The organism is Pseudomonas sp. 57B-090624 (assembly GCF_003234055.1).
GTDB classification, from domain to species: Bacteria; Pseudomonadota; Gammaproteobacteria; order Pseudomonadales; family Pseudomonadaceae; genus Metapseudomonas; species Metapseudomonas tohonis.
This window is the reverse complement of the sequence record NZ_QKRU01000113.1, coordinates 1-13,089: the sequence shown is the minus strand read 5'-3', so window position 1 is coordinate 13,089 and position 13,089 is coordinate 1. Positions and strand designations below refer to the sequence as shown.

Here is a 13,089-nt window from a genome sequence, read left to right as displayed (position 1 = left end):
TGGTGGACATGGGGGTGCCTATAGGGAAGCTCTTGGAGCGCTTCTTGGAGCCTCCCATCAACATCACTACACCGCCTTCGGAAGCCGGTTAGAAGTTCCCTTCATCAACCGGCTATTCCGAATACCCCAGATTTATCGCCCTCCAGCGCTGAGTGACCACGGACCGTGTCCCGCACCCAGCGCTGCATCGCTTCTTCCTCAGCGCCTGGCTTCCCCTGTCGTGCTCCCCAGCAGTTGGGACCGGACGAACGCCAGTGCATCTCGGAATGGCGGATGCCATGCCTCGCCAGGTTCATGGGCAAGGGGATGCCAGAAGAACCGGAACACATGGCCGCCGTCGTCCTCCGTGCGGTGTGTCCATGCATCGGGCAGCGCCGAGCAGGGTTCGCATTGGTGAAACGCCCAGACCTGCTGCGCAGAAGGGTTGAAGCAGAGCCCAAGGTCTCGAACAGCCTCGGCTCGAATCCCAGCCTCTTCAAACAGTTCCCGGATGGCTGCCGCCTGGGTGGACTCCCCTGGCTCCAGGCGGCCTTTGACCAGTTGCAAGCCAGCCAGTGGATGCTCAAAGGCGAGAACCTCCAGCCCTCCGCTCTCGCGCAGGACCACAGGGCAGGCCCTGTCCACCCCTGCGCTGCTCATCGCCCCACCTCGCACTCCATCGGATAGTCGAACGGCTCCCGCTCCGCCTGCTCCGGCCACAACCACTGCGCATCCACACAACCCTGACGCCGGTAGAACAGCACCGTCTCCCGTGCCGAATGGGAGGAGACGTACAGGCGCTGGAAGCCCTTGCGGCGGGCCTCTTCAAGGCAGCAGGCAAATAGCAGGCGCCCGATGCCCCGGCCACGCACGCTGGCCTCGACATGGAGTTCCTTCAGTGGCCGGTAGCGCCCGGTGGGTTCTACAGGCGCGCCGTCCACGCAGGCGAAGCCGACGACCCGCCCCATGCGGGTCGCCAGGCAGACCAGGCCGCCGTTGGCCAGTGCGACCCGCAGCGTGTCCTTCACCTCCTGGCGTTCGGCCGGGGACCAGTCGTCGATGAAGGGATCGGCGCTCTCCACCGCGTGGGCCGCCTGCATGCGAATGACCCGCTCCACCTCCTGCCGCCGCTCGAAGGTGAAAACGAAGTCGAGGTCCGAATCTACCGGTGCGGTGTGAAGGGTGATGCTCGGGGTGCTGCTCATGGGCTTCCTGCATTTGATCCAGGGTGTGGGGCCGGGATGGTAGCCCGTCATTCGATGGGCTGCTGGGGAAAGGGCCATGCACCGTGCAGCGCTCTAGAGCGCCTGTTTCGGTGGTTGCTCACAGTGAGGAGGGTTGGAAATTGGGACGCACGTCTATATCCTGCGTGGTCCGATAATGGCTACTTGCAATCATCTGTGAAGGACCACTTCCATGGCTCTGCTCCAGTGCTTCGAATGTAACAATCCCGTCAGCTCCACCGCCGCCGCCTGCCCCAGCTGCGGTGCCCCCGTCAAACAGCAGGCGCCTGCCGTGTCGGCAGCCGCACCGCAGCGCACCATGGGCTTCTGGATGATCATCGGCGTGCTCTTCATGCCGTACATCTTCGCCTGGTTCCTGTTGCGCAAGGGGTACCCTCGCACCGCCCGCGTGGTCGGCTTCTCCTGGATGGTTGTCTGCCTGCTTAGCCTGATACTCAACAAGGTGCCCCACACCAAATCCCCTGTCGTCGACCCGGTCGCGGCTGCCCAACAGCGCGCCCAACTGAAGGCCGAGCAGGAAGCCCGAGAGATTGAGGCACTGCCACTGTACAAGGCCTCTGATCTGGCCCGCGCCTACGCTGACAATACCGTCGCCGCCGACCAGGAGTTCAAGGGCCGGCGCTTCAAGGTGACGGGCACCGTGGTGGCGATCAACACCGACTTCCTCGGCAAGCCCTACGTGAGCCTGAAGGGTGGGGTGAACCAGTTCATGGAGCCGCAGTTCGCTTTCGACAAGGATCAGGTGGATGACCTCGCCGAATTGCGCAAAGGCATGAAGGTGACCTTCGTCTGCACTGGTCGGGGCGATGTGGCCAAGACGCCCATGTCCCGCGACTGTACGCTGCTCTGATCTCACCACAAGGCCGCTCTCAGGAGCGGCCTTGTGGTATCTGCCCCCTGGCACTGTTGGCCATAGCCAACTTCCCAGCTTCACCAAGGGGGATGATTACTCGATAAACCCGGATCTTGGCGGTGCTAGGGTCTGCTTCCTGTGCCCCCTGCCTGGCCCCGTAAGAGGTCGGCCATAGTGCCCTGCTACATTTGTCCCTCCAAACCATGGAGGGTAAACAATACGTGCTTTTTCCCTGGGTTCCTTTCCGGCTGTCCTGGTGCCTTTGACCGCATTTGCGCTCGATGTCGGCGGCACTCTGAAAGTGGTCTCGGTCGAGCTGGTAGCTGATTCCCAATCGGCGATCAAACTCGACGACGGGGGCGGTAGAACCCAATCCCTGTGGGTCGATTGCGCTTTGGGTGAGTGGGCCTACGAAGGGGTGGAAGCTGGAGCTCCAGTCAGACCTGACGAACGGTCCCAGGCGATTGCTTATCGCGCCTGTATGGATGAGGCTGACAAGTCACCGTTAGTCCTGCAGCCCGGAGAGTGGCATTAACCAAAGCTCCACTCTGGCCGCTGTTTACCCGCAATCGCCACAGCGAGCAGTGGGTCTTCACGATGTTTCTTCAGGATGATGACCAGGATGTGGCCGGATTCGACCAGAAGCTCCGTCGCTGTGGGGTTTCTGGTGGGTAGGTGAAACATTTCCACAGAATGGTTCTTCGTGAAGCGAGGCCCCTGAATCCTTCTTCGGTGCTCCGTGATCCCACGAAACCGTTGCCGCGTCGCTCACCCCCGCACCGCTTCCTAAGTGATGGCTACAAGCTATTTTATTGATATCAAATTGGGTTCGTTTACCGTCACGTTCGTCGCGACTTGCGCCTTTTTGTATCGAAAAAGCGACAAGGTGCACGTTTTTCCCGTCACGCGCGAAGAACCCCGGCTACACCCTCCAGTCTAGGTTGTAGGCCGTCCGCAGGATGAAGTACCGGACAGTGGCGCAATGCCATTTCAGGCCTGCCTACAACCACTTCAAAAGGATTGGAGTCAGCATGAAAAATAATTTCAGACGTGTTGTCGGTTCCCTCGCTTTCGCCGTTTCCACGGCATCCCTCGCAAGCCCCGCCGCAGACGCCGAATTCAAGGAATTCTGGAGCCCCGGCAAACCCAACCCCTCCATCTGCAATTCGCCGCTGCTGGTAGGCACGCCGCTCGGGCTGCCGCGCTGCCTGCAGGCGAGCAACGTCTTCACCCGGCTCCAGGCGCTGCAGGACATCGCCAGCCTCAACGACGGCAATCGGGCAGCCGGTCAGCCGGGCTACCAGGCGTCCATCGACTATGTGAAGAAGACCCTGCAGAAGGCCGGCTACAAGGTGACGGTGCAGCCGTTCCCCTTCACCGCCTACTACCCCAAGGGGCCGGGCACCCTGAATGCGATCACGCCGACCCCCGGCAGCTATGTCTGGGAGACCGACTTCACCTACCTCTCGCAGAGCGAGGCCGGTGATGTGAGTGCACCGGTGGTGCCCGTGGACGTGGCGCTGGGGGCGGGCAACACCTCCTCCAGCGGTTGCGAGGCGGAGGACTTCGCCAACTTCCCCAGCGGCTCCATCGCGCTGATCCAGCGCGGTACCTGCAACTTCGAGATCAAGGCCGAGAACGCCGCGGCGGCTGGTGCAGCGGGGGTGATCATCTTCAACCAGGGCAACACGGATGACCGCAAGGGCCTGGAGAACGTGACCCTGGGCGATGGCTACGAAGGTGGCATCCCGGTGATCTTCGCCACCTACGACAACGGCGCGGCCTGGGCCGGCACGGCAGGCCTGCAGCTGCGCATGGTCGTCGACGTGGTGCGTTCGAAGACCCAGACCTACAACCTGGTCGCCGAGACCCGCTACGGCAATCCGAAGAACGTGGTGATGGTCGGTGCGCACCTGGACTCGGTATTCGAGGGCCCCGGCATCAACGACAACGGTTCCGGCAGTGCCGCGCTGCTGGAGATGGCCGTGCTGCTGCGCAAGGCCTATCCGTTGAACAAGATCCGCTTCGCCTGGTGGGGCGCCGAGGAGTCCGGGCTGGTGGGCTCGACCTACTACGTCAACAACCTCACGCCTGAGGAGAAGAAGAAGATCAAGGCCTACCTGAACTTCGACATGATCGGTTCGCCGAACTATGCGAACTTCATCTATGACGGCGACGGTTCGTCCTTCGGTCTGCAGGGCCCGCCCGGTTCGGCCGCGATCGAGCACCTGTTCGAAGCCTACTTCAAGCTGCGTCGCGCGCAGTTCGAGGGGACCGAGATCGACTTCCGCTCCGACTATGCGCAGTTCTTCGAGGATGGCATCGCCTTCGGTGGCCTGTTCACCGGCGCCGAGGACATCAAGACCGAGGAGCAGGCGCAGAAGTATGGCGGTGCGGCGGGCCAGCCCTTCGATCCCTGCTATCACAACGCGTGCGACAACACGGCGAACATCGATCTGGACGCGCTGGAGATCAACGGCGACGCCATGGCCTTCGCCACCAGTTGGCTGTCGATCTCGACCAAGATCATCGATGACGAGATCGCTGCTGCGAAGAAAGCCCAGGGCACCGCGCTGCGTAAAGCCAGCGTGCGCGACGTCGAACGCTGGGGTGATGCCTACATCAAGTAACGCCTGACGGGTCTTGCGCCGGCCTGCCGGCGCAAGCTCCCCGTTGACGAAAACCGGGCGCACAAATACTGTATATAAAAACAGTATCAGGAGGCGCCGCCATGGGTAATGTCCGCATCATCGGCCGTCTGGGGCCGTCATTCAGCAAGCTCCCGCTCTATACCCTCGGCATCGATGAAAACGATGCCAAAGGCCCGGTTCGCCTGCGCCTCGACGGCTGTACAAGCCTGGACGAGCTGCTGGGTATCGATATCCCACAGACCTTAACCGTCCGCCTGGAAGACGACAGCATGGAAGGCATCGGTCTCGCCGCCGGGGACCTGCTGCTGGCCGATCGCGCACGTGTAGCAACCGATGGCAGCCTGGTGGTGGCGGTGATCGATGGGGATTTCTACATACGCCGCCTGCGTCACGAAGAGGGCCGGCGCGTGCTCGTGGCGGAGAACGCCCGCTATCCGGCGCTGAGGCTGTCGCCCGGGCAGGACTGGATGATCCGGGGTGTCGTCACCCACAGCTTCCGCCGTCCGGAGCGCTGGCAACCCCTGGCATGACGCGGGTGCCAGCAGATAGGGGCTTAGTGATGCGGAGCGGTCGCCTGCCTGGCCTTGTGCTCGCTCACCGGGCGCTGCACGGGTTGGCGAGGCGCTCGGGTCGTGGGGTGATGGTGGTGGTGGGTGATTCTGAGCATGGCCCAGAGCATCGCAACGGCTACCAGCAGCCAACCCAGGATCAACAACACGATAAAGGCTTCAGGACTCATCGCTAACCGCCTCGGTGCCCGCAAATGGGCACACAACTGGAGTTTAGTCCGGCATCCGTGACGCTTCCCTGACAGGCCCCGCCTTCGGTCGGCTGGCCGGTTTCTCCATCGGACGGGATGCGCGGGTGCTTGAAAACTTCGGCAGCGCGAGCGGCATAAAGTGCTGGTCGGATGACGTGCGGTCAGGGCGGGTTCAGTTGCAGAAGCGCTCCACGTTCTGCCGCGCCTTCTCGTTGGGAGCGTTGCGCAGCTGGGCGGTCCAGAACTGGCATTTGGGGCTGGCCAGGCGTTCAGCCTCTTCGATACGGGCATTGTCGCGCTGTTGGGTCGCGCTCTGGTTCTGCTGGTAGCGCTCGAACATCTGCGCATTGTCCTGAGGGGCGGGCGCAGCCTGTGGGCCTGTCGGTGAGCCCAGGGGCGCCGTGGTGCCCTGGCCTACCTGCTCCCAGGCTGCACTCACCAGGTGCCGATAGCCGAACCAGGCCGTGGTGGCGACGGCGAGGCAGCCGAGCCAGATGCCCAAGGCGATGCACAGCACCAGTTTCACCGGGTCGAGGCTGATGTGAAGCGTGCGTTTGCGAGTGGGCATGGAACCTCCTCATAGGGGCAATGGAGCGATCAGGACGTGGCGCGTTCGCTCTCAGTGGGCGTCGATCACCTCGTACCATTGCTCGGCGCCGCCGATCGCCAGGGTGATCTCGGCTCCGGCGCCCTTGCCCAGCAGAGCCTGGCCGAGGGGGGAGCGCGGGGTGATCACGGTGATGTCCCCATCCTCGGTCGCAACCTTCAGGCCGGCGGCTTCCGGGCCGAGAAAGAGTAGTTGCTCGCCGCCGTTTTCCGCGCCCAGCCGCACCAGGGCGCTGAGCTGGATGCCCTGTGCCGGGTCGTGATCGCGCAGCGCCAGGCCCCGGAACAGGCTGATCGCCTGCTTGATCTCGGCGGCGCGGCGGGCCTGTCCGGTCGCGAGGTACGACGCCTCCAGCCCCAGCGTGTCGTACTTGTTCTCGGCGACGTTCTCTTCATGGGTCGCCGCTTCGTAGGCCGTCTGCGCAGCACGTTGCAGCAGCTCCAGGTCGTCCGAGAGCTTGGCGATGATCAGATGCTGGATACGGGCTTTGTCCATGGCGAGGACCCTTGTGGCAAAGGCCGCATTCTACGGTCGCGGCCGCCGGAATAGGAGAGGATCGTAATTTGTGTGTTTGCATCATATTTGCTTTATATTGATGCAAACGCACGGAGGAAATCCATGAGCGCCCTCAGCCGTCCCACTCTCGATCCCGATGCCGTACTGGCCAAGGCCCTGCTCAATACCCGCGAGCAACTCGGGCTGACCCAGCAGCAACTGGCCGACATCGTCGGTGTGCACCGTACCGCCATCACCCGCTGGGCGGACAGCGGCGGCATCCGTCCGCAGAGCAAGACCGGCGAGCTCGCGCTGCTGCTGATCCGTGCCTACCGCGCGCTGTTCGCCCTGTTCGGCGGCAACCTCGACGACATGCGCCACTTCCTGCGCACCGAGAACCGCCACCTGGGCGCCGTTCCCCTCGAACTGATGGGCCAGGTGCAGGGGCTGGTGAGGGTGGTGGAGTACCTGGACGCCATTCGCGGCAAGATCTGATCGTCCCTGACAACAACAACGAAGGAAGGCTGGACATGGATATCTGGACGACCTGCCAGGGCCCGCAGCACATCGGGCCCCTGCGTGGCCGCCTGGTGCGGTTGGTGGAGAGCCAGGAGCAGGTGGCGACCCTGCAACTGGTGGACAATCTCGCCGAACAGGCGTTGCTGGAGGAACTCATCGAAACCAGCAAGCCGCCATTGCCCAGAAGCGCCGAGCCGCTGCACTACCTGCTCAAGACCCCGTTCCGCTACCCGCCGCTGCGCTGGGGGTCGCGCTTCGGCACCGTCCACGAGCCGAGCCTGTTCTACGCCGCCTCGCGCCTGGAGACCGCGATGGCCGAGGGGGCGTTCTACCGCTTCGTCCTGTGGAGCGGCATGGCCGTGCCGCCCCCCAGCGGGCGCATCCTGTCCGAGCATTCCTCCTTCGAGGCGCGTTTCCAGGTGGAGCGTGGCGTGCAACTGCAATCGCCACCGTTCGATCGTCACGCTCAGGCACTGGCCGACCCGGTGGACTACCGCGCCAGCCAGGCGCTCGGCGCGGCCATGCGTGCCGCAGGCGTGGAGGCCTTCGAGTACCGCTCCGCGCGCTGCCCGCTGCAGGGCACCAATATCGCCCTGTTCACCCCCGAGGCCTTCACCGAGCGGCGACCACGCAACCTCACGCCCTGGCTCTGCGAGACCACCGCCGAGTACGTCGCCTTCAAGCATGCCCAGGCGCCGGATACGCCGCGCCTGTTCCGCATGACGCAGTTCCTGATCGACGGCCACCTGCCACAGCCGGCATGACCGAGTCCTGGCCCCAGCGGCTGCTGGCCCTGGTCGCATCGCCCGCCGGTATCGCCGCGAGCTACGTCGAGTCGCTGCTGCCCGCCGCCGGCGAACGTGGGCTGGATGTCGACGCGTTGCTGCGGGCGGTGGATATCCAGGCGGAGCAACTGGCGCTGCCGGGCTACCGTTTGCCGCTGTTCAAGGCCTTCGCCCTCCTGCTCCAGGCTGAGCGCCTCGCCGGTGATGCGCTGATCGGCATGCGCCTGGGGTTGGCCGTGCGTCCGCGCTCCTTCCAGGTGCTGGGCTACTCGGCCATGAGCTGCGCCACCCTGGGCGAGGCCATCACGCGCCTGCAGCGCTTCGAACAACTGGTCTGGGACATCGGGGAAACCCGGCTGGAGGAGGAGGGCGAGTTCGTCGCCCTGGCCTGGCGGCCACGCGCGCTGCCCTGGGTGCCTCGCCAGGCCGTGGAGATGGCCCTGGCCGGCTGGCTGGCGTTCGGTCGCTGGTTGAGCGAGGAGCGTGCGCAGCCAGAGCGGGTGGAGTTCCGTCACCCCCTCGAAGCCGGGAAGGAGGCCTACGCCGACGTCCTGGGTTGCCCCGTGCAGGGCGGTTGTGCACGGCATGCCGTGGTGTTCCACAAGGCCCTGTTGCAGATGCCGTTGCGCGACGCCGACCCGCATTTGCGCGCCTTGATGGATGCCCAGGGTGATGCCTGCCTGGCCGCCTACCGTCTCGACGCCAATCTCGCCAACGAAATCCGGGCTGCGCTTTGCACCGGCCTGGCGCAAGGACAGGTCGGCCTCGATGATGTGGCGAGGCGCCTGGGGCTCAGCACGCGCCTCCTGCGTCGCCGGCTCGGGGAATCGGCGCTCGCCCTGCCCACCTTGCTGGACGAGGTGCGCAAGGACCTGGCGCAGCTCTACCTGCAGCACACCGACTTCGCCTTGCTGGAGATCGCCTACCTGCTGGGCTTCGCCGAGCAGAGCTCCTTCTCCCGAGCCTTTCGTCGCTGGACGGGTACAGCGCCTACGGACTTTCGCCGGCAAAAATGCGCCGTGGCGCCCTGAAACGGGGCATCCAGGGGGTTGACAGGAATGAGTTGTGCACAATAGCGAAGCACCTTGTCATTTCGCAGTCACATTCGCCCGTAAACGCTTGATTTTTCGTACCGCTTTTTTAAAGCAATGAAAAATAAAGGGTTTTCAGGTTGGTGAAAAAATCGCCAATTTGCAGGAGGCGCCCGTTTCATCGGGTTCGAAGAGCATTTCAATGAGCTTTCCCACAGAGTTATCCACAGCTTCTGTGGATTGTCCCAAGCGCTTGCTCTAGAACGCCACTCACGCGCTTGGCAAGACTTTACCTGTGGAAAAAAAGGAGTAGAGTTGCGCGCCTTTCCGGCCTCCACACCCTTTACATGAAGTCCAGAGCTCTCGCCGAAACGTCCCAGCACAACCAGCGCCTGCCCTTGCGCGTGGCTCTCTGGTTGCTCGACAACCCGCGCCTCGGCCAGGCCGCCAGCGTCAAGCGCCTGGCCGGCAAGCTGCTCAAGCAGCCCGCTCGCCAAGGGGTGGTGGCCGCCCAGAGTCGCCTCGGGCAGATGCTCTGCCGCGACTGCGGCAACACCCGTGACCGCCGCATCGGTTTCGACATGCTGCGCCAGGCCGCCCGCGCCGGTGATCGCCGCGCCCAGCTCGAACTGGGCCGCCTCTATGTGCAGCCCCGTACCCAGGACATGCAGCAGGCCTGCCACTGGCTGGAGCAGGCTGCCGCCCAGGGTTCCCACGAAGCCAAGCGCCTGCTGAGCCGCCTGCCCGGCGCCTGACCGCCGCGTGGGCGCTGGGTATACTGCCCGGCACCCTCCCGCGGAGCCTTCCATGCCCCTCGACTTGCCCAATCTGCTGATCGGCCTCGCGCTCGCCGCCGTGCCCCTGTTGGGCCTGGCCTGGCACCTGCAACGCCGCATCGCCGCCGCCGACGTCGAGCGCATGCTCCTCGACGAACGCCTCGCCATCGCCCAGATGGCCCAGGACGGGCTCGGTGCCCAGCTCGACGACAGCCGTGCGGAAATCCGTGAACTGACCCAGCACAACGCCGCCCAGCAGGCCGAGCTGGCTGCCCTGCGCCGCGAGTCCGAGCTGCTCGGGGCCGAGCGCAAGGCGGGCCGTGAGGCGCTGGCCGCCTGGAGCGAGGAGCGCGAGCGCAAGGAAGGCGAGTTGCGCCGCCTGGACAGCGAGCGTGCCGCCCTGGCCGCCGAGCTGCGTGAACAGCAGGAATCGCACGCCCAGCGCCTGGCCGACCTGCAGGCTGCCCGCGATGACCTGCGTGCGCAGTTCGCCGAGCTGGCCGGGAAGATCTTCGATGAGCGTGAGCAGCGCTTCGCCGAGAGCAGCCAGCAGCGCCTGGGGCAGATGCTCGACCCATTGAAGGAGCGCATCCAGGCGTTCGAGAAACGCGTCGAGGAGAGTTATCAACAGGAGGCGCGCGAGCGCTTCTCCCTGGGCAAGGAGCTGGAGCGCCTGCAGCAGCTCAACCAGCGCCTGGGGGACGAGGCTACCAACCTCACCCGCGCGCTCAAGGGCCAGAAGACCCAGGGCAACTGGGGCGAACTGGTGCTGGAGCGGGTGCTGGAGCATGCCGGCCTGGAGAAGGGCCGCGAGTACCAGACCCAGGTCAGCCTGAGCAGCGCCGATGGCCAGCGTTTCCAGCCCGACGTGCTGATCCAGCTGCCCGGCGACAAGCAGGTGGTGGTGGACGCCAAGGTCAGCCTCACCGCCTACCAGGCGCTGATCGCGGCCGAGGACGAGGCCGTCCGCGCCCAGGCGCTCAAGCAGCACGTGCTGTCCTTGCGCAACCACCTCAAGGGCCTGTCGGTGAAGGACTACCAGCGTCTGGAGGGGCTGCACAGCCTGGACTTCGTGCTGCTCTTCGTGCCCATCGAGGCCGCTTTCGCCGCCGCCCTGCAGGCCGATCCCGGGTTGTTCCAGGAAGCCTACGACCAGCACATCGTCATCGTCAGCCCGACCACGCTACTGGCCACCCTGCGGGTCATCGACAGCCTGTGGCGCCAGGAGCGGCAGAGCCAGAACGCCCGCGAGATCGCCGAGCGCGCCGGCGCCCTCTACGACAAGTTCGTCGCCTTCGTGCAGGACCTGGACGAGGTGGGCAGCCGCCTGCAGCAGCTGGACAAGGCCTACTCCGCCGCCCGCAACAAGCTGGTGGAGGGGCGCGGCAACCTCGTCAGCCGCGCCGAGAACATCAAGCTGCTCGGTGCCCGCGCCAGCAAGAGCCTGCCCGGCGACCTGCTCGAGCGCGCGGCAGGGCTGCCGCTGCTTGATGAGCTGGACGAGTGATGCCTCCGCTCTGGCCCGGATGCCGGGCCTCGTTCCTCGGCCAATCTTGGGGGCGTGCGAGCGGTCGGCTAAGAGGCCAGCTCCGCCGCCGCACGCCGGGCTGCCGGCGAGCGTTCCAGGTAACTCAGCGCCACTGACAGATCCCCTTCGGTACGCGGGTGGAAACCCGGTTCGTAATAGCGCAGCACCGCGCGGCCGATGCTGCCGGGCGTGGGCAGCTTGTCGCGGGCGCCCAGGCGGCGCCAGTGGCGGAGGAAGCCGGGGCGCTTGGAGGCCGCCGGGTCCTGGCGCATGAGGCTGGCGGAGCCGACGCTGAACAGCGTGATCAGCGCGATGCAGGCCACCACCATGTAGAACCCCCGCGCCAGCGGGCTGCCGCCCAGGTGCACGTGCAGGTCATGGGCGACGCAGCGGTGCTCCACCTCCTCGGCGCCGTGCCAGCGCAGCAGGTCGAGCATCACCGGGTCGGCCTGGTCGAGGCCGCGGGTGGTGATGATCCAGTTGCCCAGCACACAGGTGAAATGTTCCACGGCGGCGATCAGGCCGACGCGCTGGCGCAGCCACCAGGGTTGCAGCCACCGGCTCAGGCGATGCTCGCCCAGCGGGTGGTCGCAGAGCACCTTGTCGAACAGGCGGTAGATGCCGGCGGTCACCGGTGTCGGGTCCAGCCCGTGGCGTTCCAGGTAGGGTTTCAACGCGCTGTCATGGGCGCGTGCGTGTTGTGCCTCCTGGCGCACGAAGCCGCGCACGTCCTCGGCCAGCAACGGGTCGCTCACCAGCGGCAGGGCCTTGTTGTACACGCGGCAGAACCAGAATTCACCGGCCGGCAGGATCAGGTGCAGGCTGTTCATGATGTGCGAGGCCTCGGGCTCGCCCGGCACCCAGTGCAGCGGTGTATCGGCGAAGTCGAAGCGCACCTTGCGCTGTTCGAGGCGGTGATGCGGCAGGTTCATGAGGCCCTCCTGGCCGGTTCCTCGCGGTCGACGAATTCGCGGAGCCACAGCGCCAGGCGCTGGGGCTCGGCCAGCAGTTGCCAGTGCCCGGCGCGCACTTCGCGGCGCCACAGGGTCGGCGCCCAGCGGGTCAGTTCGTCGAACAGCTGCGGCCGCACGAAACGGTCGCGGGTCGGGATGACCAGGTGCACGGGCACGTCCGTGTGGCGTTCGCGCGGGCGAAACAGGCTGCTGATGAAGTTGGCGCGGTAGAGCCTGACCCCGCGCTGGCCATCCTGGAGCTGGGTAGTGCTGACATGGGGCTTGGCGATCCCCTCGACGCGGCGCAGCAGGCTCGGCCAGGCGCGGGCCAATCCGAAGCGCCAGGTAAGTTCCGGCAGCAGCGGGGTGTGGAAGAAGGCGATGTACCAGGAACTCAGCAGTTGCCCGAGCATCTGCAGGTAGGCGCCGGCGCGCCTCTCCCGCAGCCTGCTGCGCATCCAGTGGCCGACGTGGTCGAGGCAGGGGCCGGAGATGCTGGTGTAGGAGGCCAGCAGCGGCTGGATGCGCGGTTCGGTCACAGCCTCCCAGCTCTGGATCGACCCCCAGTCGTGGGCCACCAGGTGCACCCGGCGATCCGGGCTGAGGGCACGGATCACCGCTTCCAGGTCGTTGGCCAGGCGCGGCAGGCGGTAGTCGCGGATACGCGATGGCACTTCGGATGCGCCGGCACCGCGCACGTCGTAGGCGATGATGCGATAGTCCGCCGCCAGCTCGCGCACCAGCGGCAGCCAGACTTCGTGGCTGTCCGGGTAGCCGTGCACCAGCAGCAGGGTCGGTCCCCTGGCGTTGCCCCATTGATAGGTGGCGAGGCGCACGCCATCGCCCTGCACGGTGATGCGCCGGGGTTCGAGGCCGAGGGGGGCGTTCATGACTGAGCCTCCTGGTGC

14 protein-coding genes are annotated in these 13,089 nt (G+C 65.5%); 8 read left to right on the top strand and 6 right to left on the bottom strand.

All coding sequences use genetic code 11. The features are described from left to right. Positions 1-198 precede the first annotated feature (198 nt). Both DMX10_RS30425 and DMX10_RS30420 read right to left on the bottom strand, forming a co-directional pair. Entirely contained in the window at positions 199-639 is a 441-nt protein-coding gene (locus tag DMX10_RS30425; RefSeq protein ID WP_111264591.1) for an NUDIX domain-containing protein, read from the bottom strand. Continuing rightward, the gene (locus DMX10_RS30420) at positions 636-1,184 is read right to left on the bottom strand and encodes a GNAT family N-acetyltransferase (protein WP_158545641.1); all 549 of its coding nucleotides are present in this window, start codon (positions 1,182-1,184) and stop codon (positions 636-638) included. Before DMX10_RS30420 ends, DMX10_RS30425 begins: the two co-directional genes overlap by 4 nt. Positions 1,185-1,395: 211 nt before the next feature. Here DMX10_RS30420 and DMX10_RS30415 point away from each other — a divergent pair, with 211 nt between their 5' ends. The 3 genes from DMX10_RS30415 (at position 1,396) to DMX10_RS30405 (ending at position 5,257) form a co-directional block, all read left to right on the top strand. Then, complete coding sequence (locus tag DMX10_RS30415; protein WP_178083032.1) at positions 1,396-2,073, top strand: hypothetical protein; 678 nt, start codon at positions 1,396-1,398, stop codon at positions 2,071-2,073. A gap of 1,034 nt (positions 2,074-3,107) precedes the next feature. Beyond that, positions 3,108-4,706, top strand: coding sequence for a M28 family metallopeptidase (locus DMX10_RS30410; RefSeq protein WP_111264589.1), 1,599 nt, complete (start codon positions 3,108-3,110; stop codon positions 4,704-4,706). Positions 4,707-4,807: 101 nt separating this feature from the next. Beyond that, on the top strand, positions 4,808-5,257 hold the full coding sequence (locus DMX10_RS30405; RefSeq protein ID WP_111264588.1) for a LexA family transcriptional regulator: 450 nt from the start codon (positions 4,808-4,810) through the stop codon (positions 5,255-5,257). A gap of 402 nt (positions 5,258-5,659) precedes the next feature. Here the strand turns inward: DMX10_RS30405 and DMX10_RS30395 are convergent, their stop codons facing one another. After that, a complete protein-coding gene (locus DMX10_RS30395) occupies positions 5,660-6,055 on the bottom strand; it encodes a hypothetical protein (protein ID WP_111264586.1) in 396 nt (131 codons plus the stop codon). Positions 6,056-6,106: 51 nt separating this feature from the next. Next, positions 6,107-6,589, bottom strand: coding sequence for a transcription elongation factor GreAB (locus DMX10_RS30390; protein WP_111264585.1), 483 nt, complete (start codon positions 6,587-6,589; stop codon positions 6,107-6,109). 123 nt (positions 6,590-6,712) lie between these two features. Here DMX10_RS30390 and DMX10_RS30385 point away from each other — a divergent pair, with 123 nt between their 5' ends. The 5 genes from DMX10_RS30385 to rmuC all read left to right on the top strand — a co-directional run bounded on the left by DMX10_RS30385 (position 6,713) and on the right by rmuC (position 11,207). After that, entirely contained in the window at positions 6,713-7,084 is a 372-nt protein-coding gene (locus tag DMX10_RS30385; protein ID WP_111264584.1) for an antitoxin Xre/MbcA/ParS toxin-binding domain-containing protein, read from the top strand. A 35-nt stretch (positions 7,085-7,119) separates the two neighbouring features. Next, positions 7,120-7,872, top strand: a complete 753-nt coding sequence (locus DMX10_RS30380; protein WP_111264583.1) for an RES family NAD+ phosphorylase — start codon at positions 7,120-7,122, stop codon at positions 7,870-7,872. Continuing rightward, positions 7,869-8,924 carry an AraC family transcriptional regulator gene (locus tag DMX10_RS30375; RefSeq protein ID WP_111264582.1) on the top strand — a complete coding sequence of 352 codons (1,056 nt, stop codon included), beginning with the start codon at positions 7,869-7,871 and terminating at the stop codon, positions 8,922-8,924. Before DMX10_RS30380 ends, DMX10_RS30375 begins: the two co-directional genes overlap by 4 nt. A 347-nt stretch (positions 8,925-9,271) precedes the next feature. Then, on the top strand, positions 9,272-9,679 hold the full coding sequence (locus tag DMX10_RS30370) for a tetratricopeptide repeat protein (protein WP_111264581.1): 408 nt from the start codon (positions 9,272-9,274) through the stop codon (positions 9,677-9,679). A 163-nt stretch (positions 9,680-9,842) separates the two neighbouring features. Then, entirely contained in the window at positions 9,843-11,207 is a 1,365-nt protein-coding gene (gene rmuC / locus DMX10_RS30365) for a DNA recombination protein RmuC (RefSeq protein ID WP_236204642.1), read from the top strand. A 68-nt stretch (positions 11,208-11,275) separates the two neighbouring features. Here the strand turns inward: rmuC and DMX10_RS30360 are convergent, their stop codons facing one another. Then, entirely contained in the window at positions 11,276-12,160 is an 885-nt protein-coding gene (locus tag DMX10_RS30360) for a metal-dependent hydrolase (RefSeq protein ID WP_111264579.1), read from the bottom strand. Further along, positions 12,157-13,071: an alpha/beta fold hydrolase gene (locus tag DMX10_RS30355; RefSeq protein WP_111264578.1), complete on the bottom strand. Its 915-nt coding sequence runs from the start codon at positions 13,069-13,071 to the stop codon at positions 12,157-12,159. The genes DMX10_RS30360 and DMX10_RS30355 overlap by 4 nt, the downstream gene beginning before the upstream one ends. Between the last annotated feature and the right edge of the window lie 18 nt (positions 13,072-13,089).

What these genes read in the sequence shown, in the direction of transcription:
- rmuC (WP_236204642.1), top strand. Translation starts at nt 9,843, where the DNA reads ATGCTCCTCGACGAACGCCTCGCCATCGCCCAGATGGCCCAGGACGGG.
- DMX10_RS30375 (WP_111264582.1), top strand. Translation starts at nt 7,869, where the DNA reads ATGACCGAGTCCTGGCCCCAGCGGCTGCTGGCCCTGGTCGCATCGCCC.
- DMX10_RS30425 (WP_111264591.1), bottom strand. Translation starts at nt 639, where the DNA reads ATGAGCAGCGCAGGGGTGGACAGGGCCTGCCCTGTGGTCCTGCGCGAG.
- DMX10_RS30360 (WP_111264579.1), bottom strand. Translation starts at nt 12,160, where the DNA reads ATGAACCTGCCGCATCACCGCCTCGAACAGCGCAAGGTGCGCTTCGAC.
- DMX10_RS30410 (WP_111264589.1), top strand. Translation starts at nt 3,108, where the DNA reads ATGAAAAATAATTTCAGACGTGTTGTCGGTTCCCTCGCTTTCGCCGTT.
- DMX10_RS30370 (WP_111264581.1), top strand. Translation starts at nt 9,272, where the DNA reads ATGAAGTCCAGAGCTCTCGCCGAAACGTCCCAGCACAACCAGCGCCTG.
- DMX10_RS30395 (WP_111264586.1), bottom strand. Translation starts at nt 6,055, where the DNA reads ATGCCCACTCGCAAACGCACGCTTCACATCAGCCTCGACCCGGTGAAA.
- DMX10_RS30380 (WP_111264583.1), top strand. Translation starts at nt 7,120, where the DNA reads ATGGATATCTGGACGACCTGCCAGGGCCCGCAGCACATCGGGCCCCTG.
- DMX10_RS30390 (WP_111264585.1), bottom strand. Translation starts at nt 6,589, where the DNA reads ATGGACAAAGCCCGTATCCAGCATCTGATCATCGCCAAGCTCTCGGAC.
- DMX10_RS30385 (WP_111264584.1), top strand. Translation starts at nt 6,713, where the DNA reads ATGAGCGCCCTCAGCCGTCCCACTCTCGATCCCGATGCCGTACTGGCC.
- DMX10_RS30355 (WP_111264578.1), bottom strand. Translation starts at nt 13,071, where the DNA reads ATGAACGCCCCCCTCGGCCTCGAACCCCGGCGCATCACCGTGCAGGGC.
- DMX10_RS30420 (WP_158545641.1), bottom strand. Translation starts at nt 1,184, where the DNA reads ATGAGCAGCACCCCGAGCATCACCCTTCACACCGCACCGGTAGATTCG.
- DMX10_RS30405 (WP_111264588.1), top strand. Translation starts at nt 4,808, where the DNA reads ATGGGTAATGTCCGCATCATCGGCCGTCTGGGGCCGTCATTCAGCAAG.
- DMX10_RS30415 (WP_178083032.1), top strand. Translation starts at nt 1,396, where the DNA reads ATGGCTCTGCTCCAGTGCTTCGAATGTAACAATCCCGTCAGCTCCACC.